Below are 14,023 nucleotides of genomic sequence, written 5' to 3'. Positions count from 1 at the left end.
GCCGGGGCTGGGGACGGGGGAGTCGCCGGACATGGCGGTATGGACTGGCACTGAGGCGCGCGCTTCGCCCCTGACGAATCGTATGGGCTTCTGCCGTGTTCGCGCGCGGCCGACGGCCCGCCGCGGCCCCTAACGGTGGGCCGCGCCGTTCCTGGGGGGCAGGAACTCGCCGTGGAACGTGGGCGGTAGGCCGTGTTCGAAGTGACAGCGCGCCACGGGCCCCGCGTCCAGCCGCTCGGCGTCCAGCACGGCCACGTGGGTGGTGTCTGTCTTCGTGTCGTAGACCTGGGTGAGGACCCAGCCATCGTCCTCGGCCTTCGAGCCGGGGCGGGGCACGAAGACGCCCTCGGAGGGGTACTGGCCCTCGCCCAGCTCGGCGCGTGTCACGCGGCCGGTGGTGACGTCCACGCGCACCATCGCGTCGTACATGCCGCGCCGGGCCGCGCGGGTGGAGTGCGCGCCCATGTAGGCCGCCTGGTACGGCCGGCACTCCACGCTGGGGGCCACGCGGGGGAACTCGCAGCTCAGGTCCATCAGTTGCTCGCTGCGGAACGTGCGGGCCTTCAGGTCGATGATCGCGCGGTGGAGCATGCCGTCGGCCTCGATGGACGGGGTGGCGCGCACCAGCTCTCCCAGCCACTGGTTGGAGGCGAAGTCGGGGTAGCGCACGTAGTCCACCACCAGCGTGTCGCCTTCCTCGTACGCGTTGCAGAAGTGCCAGTTGAAGAAGGAGTCGGCGGGGATGCGGATGGGGTGCGCCACGTCGTCGATGGGCACCACGACCACCTCCGCCGCCGCCCCTGGCCGGAAGGAGACGTTGTCCGAGAATGCGCCGATGCGCAGCAGCATCTTCAGCACGTCGATGCGCATGGCCGGCAGGAAGAAGACGAGGTAGCGGTCCGTGGCCATGTAGTCATGGACCATGGTCGCGCCGGGCAGCGGCACGGACCCCAGGTGCCGCGCTCCGGCGCCGTCCGGCAGGGCGTACAGCTCCAGCGTGTTCACCCGGCCGTGGTGCTGGCCGAAATTGTAGAGGGTCTTGCGCGAGTGGACGCGGCGCGGGTGCGCGGAGAACGACTTCATCACCACGCCGTCGAGGTTCGTCTCGCCCAGGCTGGACAGGTCGTCCGGGGACAGCTCCACGGGGAGGTTCGGCTCGTGCAGCGCGTACAGCCGGCCGTTCCACGGCATCACCGCCGTGTTCGCGTTGTTCTTCTGGGGGTTGAGCAGCTTGTTGCGCAGCGGCGTGGGCATGGCGTAGCTGCCGTAGAGGTGCCGACCCGCCTTGCGCTCCGTGACCATGGTGCGCGTGTCCAGGAGCTTCGCCGCGCCCTGGACACCGTCTGGCCCGAAGCGCACGCCCATCACGCCGCCGTCGCCGTCGAACCAGTGCTGGACCGGCAGCCCGTGCACGTCGAACGTCCACGCGCCCGCGCGGAACAGCGTCCCGCGCAGTCCTTCGGGAATCCGTCCCTCCACCCGCAGGGGCTGGAAGTCATGCTGACGGGAGATGTTGCGGAAGGCCCGCTTCCAGGCTGGAAGGGGAGCAGCGGCCGGCGGAGGGAGCGCGGTGGTCATGGCGGGTCCGGGAAGAGCAGGGCGAAGGGTCAGGGCGAGGGCTGGGCGATGACCTGCGGTCCGAGCGCCCGGGCCTGCTCCTCGGCCTCGTCACGGCGAATCCCCACCAGCGTCCACATGCCCCCGCTGAAGTCGATGCATCCGAAGAACATGATGATGGGCTCGCACAGGCCCAGCACCGTGCAGACGATCAGCACCAGCGTGATGAAGGTGCGCCCCATCACCGCCCAGACGAAGAACTGGCGCATGTTCAGGACGGCGGCCTGGTGGGACATGAACGACATGGACACCAGCAGTCCGCCCGCCATGCGCATGAAGAACAGGTTCCCATCCGCCGCCCCGGGCGAGATGCCCATCACCTGGAGGAACAGGCCCGGCACCAGCAGCAGCGTGAAGGCCAGTGGGAACGTGTAGAAGACCCATACGTACATGGACCGGCCCGCGTGGCTCAGCGTGGATAGCTTGGGGAACACCTTCGGGGCGAACAGCATCATGTGGACGGACTCCGGCGGTCAGGCTTGAGGCGGTAACGGCAGCGTAGAGGAAAGCACAGGCGGCACGCATCCCGCACAGGGGGGCGCCAACCCCCCTCTTGACACAGCGCCTGACTGTCTCGTTCACATGGACAGGGTTCCGCGGCCCGCCCTCGCGGCTCAGCCATACAGCTCGCTCAGCGGTCCCGGCGCGATGCGGGTGCTGCCCTCCTGCCCGAAGGTGTTGAAGTCCGCGTCTCCGAACGCGTGGCCGAGCGTGTTGAAGAGGTTGGAGACCTGCCGGTTCCGGGCCGCGTCGTACTTCGGGTACACGACCGTGCGCCCGTCGGTCTTCAGGCCCAGCGCGTTGCCGCCCACCACGAGCTTCGGCCACTCACGCGAGGTGGAGTGGTGCTGCTCGCCGTTGTCGGACATGAAGACGATCGCCGTGTGATCCAGCATCGAGCCGCTCGCGCCGACCTCGGGCGTGGCGGCCAGCGTCCTCGCCAGGTTCGCCACCAACTGCACGTGGCGGCGGGTGACCTCGGCGACGCGCTCCCAGTTCTGCCCCGCATCCAGGCCGTGCTGCAAGCTGTGTCGCGGGACGTCGCTCACGTCCGGGCCGTAGGCCACGTCGAAGCCCGAGGTGCCCGTCGCCAGCACGACCGTGTTCGTCAGCCCGCCCAGGAGGGCCGCCGTGGCGATCTGGAACTGCGCCTCGAACCACTTCAGCGAGTCGGGCGGTGAGCCCGCGCCGGTGAGGAGCGGGTTGTCCTTCGGCGCCAGCGGCAGGTAGGGCCGCACGCGGTCCGCCATGCCCGCGAGCTGATCCTCCCGCGTGCGCAGCGACTCGAGCGAGGAGAGGTAGCGCTCCAGTTTCAGCCGCTCGTTGGAGTTGCCCCTGAACTCCGCCAGCGCCTTGCGCGAGTCGGCCAGCGCGAAGTCGAAGAGCATCTTGCGATCGCGCCCATTCGTCGAGCCGCCGAGCAGCGAGCCGAAGGTGCTGTCGAACGCGAGCGACGGGTTGACGATGATGCCCGCGGGCTTGCGGGGTCCGAGCGCGCAGGTTTCGTACACGATAGACACGCGCGCGGAGCTGGTGCCCAGGCGCAGCACGTCGAACGGTGCACCCCGGCGCAGGCGAGGTGCGATCACCGCGTCGAAGGTCGCGCCCGCTCCGTTCACCGCGCAGCTCAGCCCGCCCGTCCCGCTGGAGTGCCCGCCGCCCGCGATGAGGTTCGAGAGCCCCAGCAGCACGGCGGAGCGGTTCACCAGGTCGAGGTTGCCGGAAGACGCCGCCAGCGGCCCGAGACTGATCGCGCTGGCGAGATTGTCGCCCTCACGCACCAGCGGCGTGTCCTTGTACGCGTCCCAGAAGAGGCGGTCGGAGGTGTTGGCGCGTCCCCCCAGCGCCGCGCGGGTGCCCGTGCTCAGGAGCGCGCGGGGGTAGACGCCATTGCACTCGAGGACCAGCACCACGCGCGCCGGCAACGCTGACGACTGGGCGTAGACGTCGTGGAAGTAGGGCGCGAAGAGGCCGGCGGCCATGCCCTTCAGGACGGTTCGTCGCGAGAACATGGCAGTCACTCTCCAGCCTGCGGCACACGCCGCGTCTTCCAGGTGTCGCTTGTCATCAGCGTGGTCAGCATCTTGGAGAACGAGCCGTTGTTCTGATCATAGGCCTGCTCCATCTGCGTCAGCGTGCAGGCGTCGCTCACGTTCTCCGGGCGTCCCATGAAGTAGCGGAAGGCCTGTCGCACGAAGCAGCGTTTCACGTGCCGCGAGGTCGCCAGGCGCTCGCTCAACTCCACCGCGTCGCGCACCGGACCGTCCAGCGCGGGGTCCGGCATCGACGTGAGCGTCGAGCTTCCGTCCGGCGTGGTCCAGCCTCCGCTGGTCGAGTGATCCCGCGCGCGCAGGAAGCCCGCGTGGTTGTAGAGCTCGAAGGGCAGGCCGAGCGGTTCCATCAGACGGTGACAGCCCTGACACTGCGATCCGGCGGTCGCCTCCTGCAGGCGGCGGCGCGCGTTCTTGTCGGCGGCGTGAGCGCCGACCTGGGCTGCCACCTGCACGCTGCTGAGCGGCGGGACGAAGCCGCACAGCAGGTTCTCGCGCACCCACTTGCCGCGGTGGACGATGGACGGATCGTCCTCGAAGTTGCCGCCGTGCGCGGCCAGCCACACCGGGTGGGTCAGCACCCCCGCGCGCTCCGTGGCAGGCAGCGTCTTCCAGCGGCCCGCGACGGTCGCCGGGAGGATCTCGCTGACGTTGTAGGGGTGCGAGAGGCCCTTATGCGAGTCGTATGCCGCGTTCTGCATGGAGGGCACGTAGAAGGTGCGCGTGGTGAGCAGGTTCGACAGCACGTCCTGATCCTCGACCACCACCCGCGCGATCAAATCGTCGAACTGCTGGATGAAGGTCGGCTCCAGCGGATGGAAGTTGGTGAGCAGGTTGTCGTACGAGACCGAGCTGATGTAGCCGAGCCCCTCGAGCTCGAAGCGCGAGGTCGCCGCCGGGGACTCCTTGAACACCGCGGACACGTGCCCGTAGCCGAGCCACTCGCGGAAGAAGCCCGCGACGCCGTCACCCAGCCAGTACTGCCCGCGCTTGGAGCGCTGCTCCTCGTTGTAGTCCTGCACCAGATCGAAGCGCGGTGTCCCGTTCTGGTTGGCGTCGACGCCGCCCAGGTGCTTCTTGATCAGGGCGGTGGTCGTCGCATCCTGCGTGAGCGAGCCATCCTTCGCGGCAATGGCCACGTCGGCCAGATGCCCCTCGAGGGGCGCGGAGTAGTACGGCCACACGAAGCTCGGCGTGGCCGAGGGCGCGCGCCCCGCCAGCGCGTAGGCCAGCTGCGAGCCCAGCTCCAGGCTGGTCAGTTCCACGCGACCGTCGGCCGGATCGCCGCCCAGCTCGCGGCGGAACATGGCGCCGGTCATCATCCACGCGGCGTTGGAGATCCGCGTGATGGAGTCCGCGCGGTTTCGCGGGGAGTAGCTCGGTTCCTGCGCGATGACCGAGGTCGCGAAGGCGGTGATGCGGGTGAGCTCATCCTCGGTGGGCGGGCGGAAGAAGACGCCGAACTCGAGCATCTGGCCAAGGTGGAAGCGCTTGCAGGTGTCGCTCGGGTTCGCGTCGTTGAACATGCAGCTGAAGCGGTTGTTGGTGAAGACACGCTCCATCCGGTTGCCGTCCGGGTAGTTCATCGTCCACGGCGAGGCGGCCGCGCCGACCACCGGCAGGAAGAGCTCCACCGTGGCCTCGTCCAGCGTCTCGTCCGTGGCCCAGGAGCTGTACTGCTCGATGGCGCTGGGATCGAGCGGGTTGTCGTAGAAGCTGAACCCGGTCCAGCTGCGCTCGACCGAGCCACCGACGTTGCGGGTGAACTCGCGCCGGTTCATGCGGCGGATGCGCGTCGGCGCATCCGAGCGCACGCCTTCGGTGCAGGTGAAGAGCGCGGACTGATCGAGCAGGTTGGGCTCGGGCACTACGGTCACGGGCGGCCCGTCCGTGCCACTGCAGAGGGGCATCCCCTCATTGATCCAGGTCTCGAGCGCGGTGCGCTCGGCCGCGCTCGCGCGCTCATGCGGGGCTGGCGGCATCGGAGACGTGTCGTCGCGCATGCGGCTGAGCGCGCGCTGGGCGTTGCTGAGCTTCCCATCCATCGCCGAACTCACCCGCATGTCGTGCAGGGTGCGCAGCGGCATCGTCGCACCCTGGGTCGGCAGCGCGCCGTGACAGCTGGCGCAGCGATTGGTGAGCACCGACTGCACCACGCACGCGGCGCCCACGGGCCCACCGGGATCCCCGGGGTCAACTGGATCCACTGGATCCACTGGCTTGTTGGGGCCTCCGTCGTTGGTGTTTGGCCCGATGTTGCCCTTGCACGCAACGAGGCTCAACAGTCCGGCCAGCAGGAGCACGCGGTTCATCCGGCCAGTCTGGCATGGACGGCGGGTGAAAGAGCAAGCGGGTCCTGCCAAACGGGCTTAGCCGGGACTGGCTCCCATCCTGATCAGGCGGAGCGCGGCCTGGGCAGGCGTGTACCCCAAGGGGCTCACGCGGCCTGTCCACCGGCCGGGAGCTATGCGCCTCGGCTGTGCAGGGGGCTTCACACCCGTGTGCCAGGCGCTGCACGGGGGGCTGGGCGAGCGAGGTTGCGTCCGGGCGGGAGCGGGCCTTCCCGGCTGGCCTCAAGGATGCATTGCTAGCGCACATGGGCCGGGATCGAGCTGCTTCCCTGATGGACGACCTTCGCGCCGCCAACCCCAGCGAGCACACGCGCTGGCTGGCCGAGCCCGATGAGCCGGCCTTCCGTGAGCTGCTTCACGCGCGCTATGCGGAGACGTATTCCTACCCGTTCCTCTACGAGCCCGGCGGCGCCGTACGGCTCTGGAGGGACGGGGCGCTGCTGAGCCTCGGCGAGTTCGACGCGCGGGGGGCGCTGCTGTGGCACACGGGCCTGTGGAGCAAGCCGGGGCGGGACTCGCTGGACTCGGGGCTCTCCGTGGCGCTGCCGAGCCGCCGCACCATCATGGGCCGCGCCGAGCACGAGGCGCTGTGGGGCTCGCTGCTGGAGCGGCTCGGGCGCTGGGTGGGCTTCCTGCACCAGAACACCTCCACGCTGCACGTCATGGCGCAGCGCTACGCCTCGCGCTTCATGCGGGCGAGGCCCATGGGCCTCGTCGTCAACTACACGCGGGGCGAGACGGTGATTGGCGTGGAGGAGGGCTTGGGCGTGCCCATGCAGGCACTGGCGATGACGACGGTGCTCGCGCCCCCGCCGCCACGCCGGCGCTACCTGCCCGAGGGCCCGTGGGGGGAGTGGCTCGCATCCATCCTGGCCGGGGTGGGGCTCGCGGAGTCGGTGGCCTTCACGCCGCTGGAGCGCCGGGCATGGAGGGAGGGCGCAGTGCTGCGTCCGCTCGACTGGAACGCGTCGCTGCGTCTGGAGCGGCGGGTCCTCGTGGGCTTCAGCGCGGAGGGCACCCCGGCGCTCACGTCGGAGCGGGCGCGCGTGGACGTCATCCACCTGCCCATGGGCGAGCCCCAGTGGGTGGCAGAGGGGACGCCGGTGCTCCTCGCGGCCGGCTTTCTTCCGACGGGCATCCGCCTCCGCCAGCACGAGCCGGATGAACTCGTCTTCCAATACGTGGCGGACCCGAGGGCCGCGTGCGAAGCCGTGAGCCGCGCCCGGCTGGACGGCGCGCGGGCCCGGGAACTCTTCGCGGGATGGATGGAGCGATGCGCGCGAACTTCGTGGACACGGTGATGGCGCGGCTGGACGGCGAGGTCGCCACCATCTGGGCCACGGTGCTGCTGCGGCTGGAGGACAGGCCCGACGTGGCGCTCCTGCGCCGGGGGCTGCGCGCGCTGGTGCGGGAGAGCGAGCGCCTCAACGTGGCCTGGAACGACGCGCGCCGCGCATGGGTGCCCGCGGTGCGCGGGGACGCGGAGGTGGACGCGGCCCTGGTGGAAGGCGCAGCCCCCCTGTCCGAGCCCGAAGCCGTGGCGCGAATCATCAACACGCGGGTGGATCTCACGCGCGACGTGCCGCTGCGGCTGCACCTGCATCCCATGGTGGACGCGGCCCAGGGGCCCTGGCTGCTGGGCATCCAGTTGCACCACGCCATCGGGGACGCGAAGGCGCTGGCGCACCTGCTGGAGCGGCTGTGGTTGCTCTGCGCGGGACGCGGGTCGGAGTCGCGCCCGCTGGAGCCCTCGACGCTCACGGATGGCAAGGTGCTGCTCGCGGCGCTGCGCCAGCCTGGCCGGGTGCTGGGGCTCACGAGTCCGCGCCGGCGGCTCCTGGCGCGGCGGGGAATGGGGCTGCGCCGCAGTGGGGACACCGCCGGACACGCGCTATCGGCCACGGCGCGGCTCACGCTTCCCCAGGGCGACACGGACCTCCAGGCGTCGGAGGTCTTCTTCTCCGCGCTGCTCGCGGGCGTGGCGCTGCGAGAGTCCCCGGCGGACGGACTCATCCGCTTGCGCATGCCGGTGGACCTGCGGCGGATGCTGGGGCTCGGGCGGACGCTGGGCAATGGCTGCTCCGCGGTGCCGATTGAGATCTCCCTGAAGGAGGTCCGCGCCCGGCTCAAGGCCCCGCGCGAGCTGGCCCGCTTCCTCCGCTCCGAGGTGCAGCGGGTGCTCGATGAGGGCGTGCACTGGACGACGGCGCTGGAGTGCATGGCGGTGGCCCGGCTCGCACCGGCGCGGGTGCTGCGCAAGAACGCGCGTCCCGCGCTCATCGCCGAGCCCCGGACGAACACGCTCGTCGTCACCTACCTGGGACGGATGGACAAGCACTTCACGGAGGCGCCGTTCCGCATCCGCTCCATGCGCAGCCACACGGCCACCTGGGGCGCCACGGGCCTGGCGTTCGCGGACACGCTCAACATCAACACGGCGGCCTTCGAGGGCCTCTGGACGCGCGAGGAGTTGCGCGACTTCACGGAGCGCGTCGCCGGGTGGGCGTCCTCGGGCTTCGGCCTGCGGGCGGAGGTGCTCGCGCCATGATGGGGCTGCGCGAGGCGCCCGGGGTGTACCTGGGCTTCATCTCCCTGCACGTGCTCGCGGGGCACCTGGGCTCCAGCCTCGTCTACCGCCTGCGCTTCGGACGCAGCCCGCTGGCCTACCGGAGCGCGGCGGCGGATTCCGCGCACACGCGCGTCACGCGGCGCATCAGTTGCGTCTCGCTGCTCTGGGCCGGCTCCGTGCTCGCGGCCGCGTTCTGGCCCGCGTGGTCCGTCATGTCCTGGGGACGGCCGCTGCTGCCCATTCCTCCGCTCGCGGGTTGGGTGCTCGGTGTCGTGGGGCTCATGGGCATGCTGTGGGCCCAGTATGGAATGGGCCCGGCCTTCCGCATCGGCGTGGACGCGGGGGAGTCCCGGCCCGAGCTGCACGAGGGGGGGCTCCACCGCTCCTCGCGCAACCCCATCTACGTGTTCTCCTACCTGTACCTCGTAGGGGCTTCGCTCTGGGCTCCGTCCGTGGTGACGCTGGGCGCCTGTGCGGCGCTCGGGGGGCTCTTCCATCAACTGGTGCTCCAGGAGGAGCGGTTCCTCGCGGACCGCCTCGGTGAGCCCTACGCGCGCTATTGCCAGCGCGTCCCTCGCTACTTCTGACGCGCCATGCAGCCAGCCCTCTCGCGTCTCGCTGATTCGCCCGGTGCCGCGCCCCCGGAGCCCGGCCTCTCCCGCGCCGAGCTGGTGGAGCTGCTCCGCATCCGTCCTCTGCGCGCGGTGGGCATGGCGGCGCTGCACCTGGGGGTCTGGGTCGCGGCGGCCGTGGCCATTGCCCGCGCGGACAGCGTCTGGGTGAAGCTGCCGCTGTGGATGCTGGCGGGTGGGGCGGTGATGGGGCTCATCCAGCTCGACCACGACGCGTGGCACGACAACCTCTTCCCGAGGCCGTGGCAGAACCGCCTCTTCGGCAACGCGCTCAGCCTGCTCGTGGGCATCGCCTACGAGCCCATGCGCCATGACCACCTCGCGCACCACCGCTGGAACCGGACGCAGAAGGACCCCGACGCCTACAACGCGGGCCGCCGCTCGCTCGGGCTGTGCGCGCTCTTCTACGCCACCGTGCTGCTCGGCATCCCGCTGAGCCTCATCTACTTCAACGTCCTCTATCCGCTGCAGCACTTCTCCCGCGCGCGATTGCGCCGCCATGGCGTGGTGCTGCTCTGCTACGCGGGATTCTACGCGGGGCTCTTCTGGATGCTGTCGCGGCACGGGCTCGTCCCCGGCGCGGTGGAGTGCTGGCTGCTGCCGGTGCTCTTCGCCAGCCCCCTCAACGGCCTCAAGTCCATCGCGGACCACTACGCCAACACGTGGCGCGGGGACCGCTTCCACACCGCGACGACGGTGCGCGGCACGCGGCTCGTCACCTTCCTCTGGAACGGGCTCAACTACCACCTGGACCACCACCTCTATCCGCGCGTGCCCGGCTACAACCTCGCCAGGCTGCACACCCACCTGCGCCCCGGGCTGCTCGCGCGCGGCGCCCCCGTCTTCGACAGCTACCTCGACGTCATGGGACGCGCGCTGCTCGCCGGCCCCACCGTCGTGGACGAGGACGTGCGGCTCGTCACCCTGGAACGAAAGCGCTCATGAACGCCCTACGCCAGCTGTACGCGGACATCCGCTACGAGGACGGCCGCTGGCCGCTGTCCCGCTGGGACCTCAACCTGCGCTACATCGCCAAGAGCCTCCTCCACGTCCCCGAGCCGCGCCGCACCGAGGACGCCGAGCACTTCGCGCGCGTCGCCCGGCACCTCGCCTCCGGGAGCTGGAAGCCCGACGCGCCCGCGGCGCTCAACCTGTGCGCCGTGGGCGATGTGATGTGGATTCGCAGCGGCTTCCGCGAGGCCCTCTCCCCGGGCTTGCGCGCGCTGATGGCGGACGCGCACGTGGCCTTCGCCAACCTGGAGACGCCCGTGGACCCGGCGCGGCCCGTGCCCCGGCTCGTCTACGAGACGCTCCACTACAACGCGCCGCCGGGCTACCTGGACGCGTGGGAGGGCACCGCGCGCCACCGTGTGTTCTCGCTGTGCAACAACCACGCGCTGGACCAGGGCGCGGAAGGGCTGGAGCGCACGCGCCAGAGCGTGCTGGCCCGCCCGGAGCACCGCTGCGTCGGAGGCCCCCGGGCGGAGGACGCGGTGGCGGGCCTGGAGGTGGCCGGGGTGCGCCTGGGCATTGCCGCGGTGACGTATGACATCAACCACCTCGCGGGGGCGCCGCCCGAGGGCGTTCCGGTGACGCGCCTGGGCAACCCGCGGCATGCGCCCGACTGGGAGCGGCTGGGCGCCCTCATTGACGCGGCGCGCGCGGTGGGGCCGGACCTCGTGGTGCTCATGCCGCACTGGGGCTTCGAGTACGAGTACTGGCCCGAGTCCCTCCAGCGCGAGCACGCCTACCGCCTCATCGAGCGCGGGGCGGACATCCTTCTGGGCTCCTCGCCGCACGTGCTGCAGCCCGTGGAGCTGGTCTCCATCGACGGCGGGGACCCCACGTGCCCCGCGCAGGTGCGCCGGGGAGGGCCACCGCGAGTGGGGCTCATCGCGTACTCGCTCGGCAACTTCCTGAGCATCATGCCCACGCGGGCGTGCCAGACGGGCGCGGTGCTGAAGCTCGCGCTCGCGCGGGACGCGGGGGGCCCCCTGCGCCCCGTGGACGTGCGCGCGGTGCCCACGGCGTGCGGGCGGGGCCTGGGCGGCGAGGGCTTCCTGGACGCGGGCGTCGTGGCGGTGGACGAGCTGGGCCTGGAGCGCGCGGCGCCGCACCTTGCGCACGCGTGGCGCACCCTGGGCGGACTGATTTCAACCCGGAGGGACTGAGATGGTGTCGATGCGGGAGCAGTTGGAGGCACTCACCGTGGGCATGGCCCGGCAGGTCGCTGGCTGGCTGCCGGCCGTGACGCCCGAGCGATACGTGGCCTTCCTGGACATGATGTACCACTACACGCTGCGCAGTGGAGACCGGCTGCGGCTCGCGGCCGAGCGCGCCACGCTCCCCGAGCTGAAGGCCTTCTTCGCGGAGCTCGCGGCGGACGAGCAGTCCCACTACCAGCTCGCGAAGGCGGACCTCGCGGCCTTCGGGCGCACGCCGTCGGACGCCACGCCCCGCGAGGTCTCCGCGTTCCACGCCTTCTGGGAAGGCATCCCGGGGGAGCGCCAGCTCTCGTTCCTCGGCGCGCTGTACGTGCTGGAGGGCGTGGCGCGGCACCTCGGGGGCGACACACGCCAGGGGTTGGGGCGGCTCGGCCTGGACAGGACGCGGGCGCGCTTCCTGCTCGTGCACCTGGACGTGGACGTGGAGCACGGCGCGCGGGCCCAGGCGCTCTGCGAGTCGCTCGGTGCGCACGGCCCCGAGCCCCTGCTGGACGGCGCGCGCCAGGCGGCGGACTTCTGGGTGGCCATCCATCGCCGGGCGCTCGCGGAGGCATAGGCCGGGCCCCCGCGGGCCAGCCAGTGCGTCACTTGTGCTCGGGTGACCTGGGCATCTCCGTGGCGTAGAGGGCGTGGGAGCCGTCCCGGATCTTGGCCTTGCTGCCGAACACGATCGACTCGTCGTTCTGATCGAAGGTCTTGTTGGGGACGTGCATCCCCGACCCCGACCAGTAATGCCCGAACGCGTTCGTGGGCAGGATGAGCTTGTCGCCCAGCCTGTTCGCCGCCGCCTCCAACACCATGGCGCAGGTCCGGCAGGGGGTCTTGACCCCGCCGATGAACGCGGGCTGCAACGAGGTCAGGCTCCCCGCCCCATCCAGCGCCGTGAGCACCGGGTAGAAGAGCTCCTCGGCGTGGATGTCCTTCTTGGTGAAGTGGGTGCTCCCCGTGCCCTTCCCGAACTTCTTGGGGAGCACCACGTAGACCTTGCCGGCCTGGACGGGGGCGCCCTCCAGCGTCCAGTGCTTGAAGCCATTCGCGTGGTTGGCCACCGTCAGCCCCAGCGTGTTCGCGGAGCCGAACGTCAGGGACTGCGTGAGCGCGTTGAACACGTACGGCCACTTGTAATGGAAGTAGGACGGATAGAGGCCGCTGTTGAACTCCCCCTGGTACTGGGGGAGCTTGTTGGCGTGCAGCTTGCCAATCTTCCGCATCTTCGTCGCGTAGGCGCCGGACGATGACTTGGGCAGCTTGATGTCCGCGAGGAACGTCTTGAGCGACGTCTGCTTCTGGAGCGCGCTCAGCAGCGCATCGGAGTACGTGATGTTGTTGGAGGCCAGGAAGAGGGAACCCGCGGCCCACATGGCCTGGACCTCGACCGGGACGTTGGTGTCGCCTCCGCCGTTGAACTCAATGACGAACAGCAGCGCGCTGAGCCTGCGCAGAAACGAATTGGGCCCCAGCTCCCGGTAGTCCCAGGTGACGTCGCGCTCGATGAGCTTCGCCGCGTTGACGATGGTGGGCATGGAGCTGCCCCCGCGGGGGTAGGACGTCGTGCCAATCGTCTCCGAGTCACCCAGCTTCTTCTTGTACGTGGAGAACGGCACCACCTTGCCGCCGTGAAGCTCCGTCTTCAGCGGGTTGGACGTGTCGTTGAGCGCGCCGTACTTCGTGTCGAACTTCCGCCGGAAGCGCTTGCGGGACTGGTACACCGCTTCGCTCGTCGCGAGCCGCGCGCTGTCGGACGTGCCCTCGAACTCGAACGCCTGATCGTAGACCGTCGCGTCCTGCGGCCCCAGCTCCAGTTTGCGCTTCTTCTTCGTGTGCTGCTCGAACGCCTCCAGCATCGAAGTGTCCACGTCCTCCGTGCCGTAGAGGCCCAGGTCGTTCACCTGGGTCGGGTCCAACTGCCCCGGCTCCTTGCGCTTGCCCAGGCGCGACGGCTTCTTCGCGACGTGCGGCTTGAGGAGGAACACCTCGTCGGCCTTGTCGCACTTGGGGCACAGGGGACGCGCGCCCTTGAGCGTCGGATAGTCGTCCGCGGAGCACAGCCCGGAGGTGTAGGCGCACCGCCGGCAGTTGAAGATGTAGGCGTTGATGGACTTCTGGACGGCGGGCGTCGCGCCGAACTTCTTCGCGCACTCGTTGCAGGAGGGCGGCTGCGTCAGCGCCTCCCCGGCGTTGAACAGATCACTGACCCGCTTGCAGTGCTGACATTCGTAATAGAAGAGCATCCGCGTCCCTCGTCGGATCCGGATGTTCTCCAGCTTCCGCGCGGACCGTCAAGCGAGCGGGCTGGCGCGGCGCGGTCGCCAATTCAATGGAAAAGAGATCCTCGCCAAGTCCGCTTCGTGACAAGGGAGTTCCCTCAAGCCGGGGCGGAGCCGGTGCTTGAGGAGGGAGAGCCCCGCCTTTGCCGCGACGGTGGAGGAGCCGAGGAAGGAGCGCACACCCCGTTTGGACTGGGCCGGACTGCTCAAGCAGGACGTTCGCCCTGGATGTGTTCGCGTGCTTGAGGTGTGGAGGCAAGCTTAAGGGTGTTGGCGTGCGTGAGGGGAGCAGGAGAGGCCTGCTCGATTCA

Annotated in this window: 11 protein-coding genes; 6 read left to right on the top strand and 5 right to left on the bottom strand. The window is 70.2% G+C overall.

The genetic code is table 11. From position 1 onward, the window contains the following. Positions 1-129: 129 nt before the first annotated feature. From D7Y21_RS14160 to D7Y21_RS14145, 4 genes are all read right to left on the bottom strand, one after another. Positions 130-1,578, bottom strand: a complete 1,449-nt coding sequence (locus tag D7Y21_RS14160) for a carotenoid oxygenase family protein (protein ID WP_121713750.1) — start codon at positions 1,576-1,578, stop codon at positions 130-132. Positions 1,579-1,607: 29 nt separating this feature from the next. Beyond that, entirely contained in the window at positions 1,608-2,072 is a 465-nt protein-coding gene (locus tag D7Y21_RS14155) for a hypothetical protein (protein ID WP_121713748.1), read from the bottom strand. Between the two features lie 159 nt (positions 2,073-2,231). Then, positions 2,232-3,629, bottom strand: coding sequence for a DUF1552 domain-containing protein (locus D7Y21_RS14150; protein ID WP_121713747.1), 1,398 nt, complete (start codon positions 3,627-3,629; stop codon positions 2,232-2,234). A 5-nt stretch (positions 3,630-3,634) separates the two neighbouring features. Next, entirely contained in the window at positions 3,635-5,980 is a 2,346-nt protein-coding gene (locus D7Y21_RS14145) for a DUF1588 domain-containing protein (protein WP_121713745.1), read from the bottom strand. A gap of 311 nt (positions 5,981-6,291) precedes the next feature. On the opposite strand from D7Y21_RS14145, the gene D7Y21_RS14140 reads away from it, so the two are divergent. Genes D7Y21_RS14140 through D7Y21_RS14115 form a run of 6 tightly spaced genes read left to right on the top strand, consistent with a single transcriptional unit; the run spans position 6,292 to position 12,001 of the window. Further along, positions 6,292-7,320 carry a hypothetical protein gene (locus tag D7Y21_RS14140; protein WP_121713743.1) on the top strand — a complete coding sequence of 343 codons (1,029 nt, stop codon included), beginning with the start codon at positions 6,292-6,294 and terminating at the stop codon, positions 7,318-7,320. Further along, positions 7,293-8,567, top strand: a complete 1,275-nt coding sequence (locus D7Y21_RS14135) for a hypothetical protein (RefSeq protein WP_121713741.1) — start codon at positions 7,293-7,295, stop codon at positions 8,565-8,567. The genes D7Y21_RS14140 and D7Y21_RS14135 overlap by 28 nt, the downstream gene beginning before the upstream one ends. Next, entirely contained in the window at positions 8,564-9,175 is a 612-nt protein-coding gene (locus tag D7Y21_RS14130; protein ID WP_121713739.1) for an isoprenylcysteine carboxylmethyltransferase family protein, read from the top strand. Before D7Y21_RS14135 ends, D7Y21_RS14130 begins: the two co-directional genes overlap by 4 nt. A gap of 6 nt (positions 9,176-9,181) precedes the next feature. Beyond that, a complete protein-coding gene (locus tag D7Y21_RS14125) occupies positions 9,182-10,165 on the top strand; it encodes a fatty acid desaturase (protein ID WP_121713737.1) in 984 nt (327 codons plus the stop codon). Beyond that, positions 10,162-11,391, top strand: coding sequence for a CapA family protein (locus D7Y21_RS14120; RefSeq protein WP_121713735.1), 1,230 nt, complete (start codon positions 10,162-10,164; stop codon positions 11,389-11,391). The genes D7Y21_RS14125 and D7Y21_RS14120 overlap by 4 nt, the downstream gene beginning before the upstream one ends. 1 nt (position 11,392) lies before the next feature. Continuing rightward, positions 11,393-12,001: an iron-containing redox enzyme family protein gene (locus tag D7Y21_RS14115; protein ID WP_121713733.1), complete on the top strand. Its 609-nt coding sequence runs from the start codon at positions 11,393-11,395 to the stop codon at positions 11,999-12,001. Positions 12,002-12,029: 28 nt separating this feature from the next. On the opposite strand, the gene D7Y21_RS14110 is transcribed toward D7Y21_RS14115, so the two are convergent. Continuing rightward, entirely contained in the window at positions 12,030-13,676 is a 1,647-nt protein-coding gene (locus D7Y21_RS14110) for a hypothetical protein (protein WP_121713731.1), read from the bottom strand. Positions 13,677-14,023 lie beyond the last annotated feature (347 nt).

Origin of the sequence: Corallococcus sp. AB045, from assembly GCF_003668895.1 — a bacterium.
GTDB lineage: Bacteria > Myxococcota > Myxococcia > Myxococcales > Myxococcaceae > Corallococcus > Corallococcus coralloides.
Note: the sequence above shows the minus strand (reverse complement) of the source record. Positions and strands in the feature narration are given on the sequence as shown.

Coding starts and splice junctions, on each gene's coding strand:
- D7Y21_RS14150 (WP_121713747.1), bottom strand. CDS start 3,629: ATGTTCTCGCGACGAACCGTCCTGAAGGGCATGGCCGCCGGCCTCTTC.
- D7Y21_RS14120 (WP_121713735.1), top strand. CDS start 10,162: ATGAACGCCCTACGCCAGCTGTACGCGGACATCCGCTACGAGGACGGC.
- D7Y21_RS14140 (WP_121713743.1), top strand. CDS start 6,292: ATGGACGACCTTCGCGCCGCCAACCCCAGCGAGCACACGCGCTGGCTG.
- D7Y21_RS14130 (WP_121713739.1), top strand. CDS start 8,564: ATGATGGGGCTGCGCGAGGCGCCCGGGGTGTACCTGGGCTTCATCTCC.
- D7Y21_RS14145 (WP_121713745.1), bottom strand. CDS start 5,980: ATGAACCGCGTGCTCCTGCTGGCCGGACTGTTGAGCCTCGTTGCGTGC.
- D7Y21_RS14160 (WP_121713750.1), bottom strand. CDS start 1,578: ATGACCACCGCGCTCCCTCCGCCGGCCGCTGCTCCCCTTCCAGCCTGG.
- D7Y21_RS14115 (WP_121713733.1), top strand. CDS start 11,393: ATGGTGTCGATGCGGGAGCAGTTGGAGGCACTCACCGTGGGCATGGCC.
- D7Y21_RS14135 (WP_121713741.1), top strand. CDS start 7,293: ATGCGCGCGAACTTCGTGGACACGGTGATGGCGCGGCTGGACGGCGAG.
- D7Y21_RS14155 (WP_121713748.1), bottom strand. CDS start 2,072: ATGATGCTGTTCGCCCCGAAGGTGTTCCCCAAGCTATCCACGCTGAGC.
- D7Y21_RS14125 (WP_121713737.1), top strand. CDS start 9,182: ATGCAGCCAGCCCTCTCGCGTCTCGCTGATTCGCCCGGTGCCGCGCCC.
- D7Y21_RS14110 (WP_121713731.1), bottom strand. CDS start 13,676: ATGCTCTTCTATTACGAATGTCAGCACTGCAAGCGGGTCAGTGATCTG.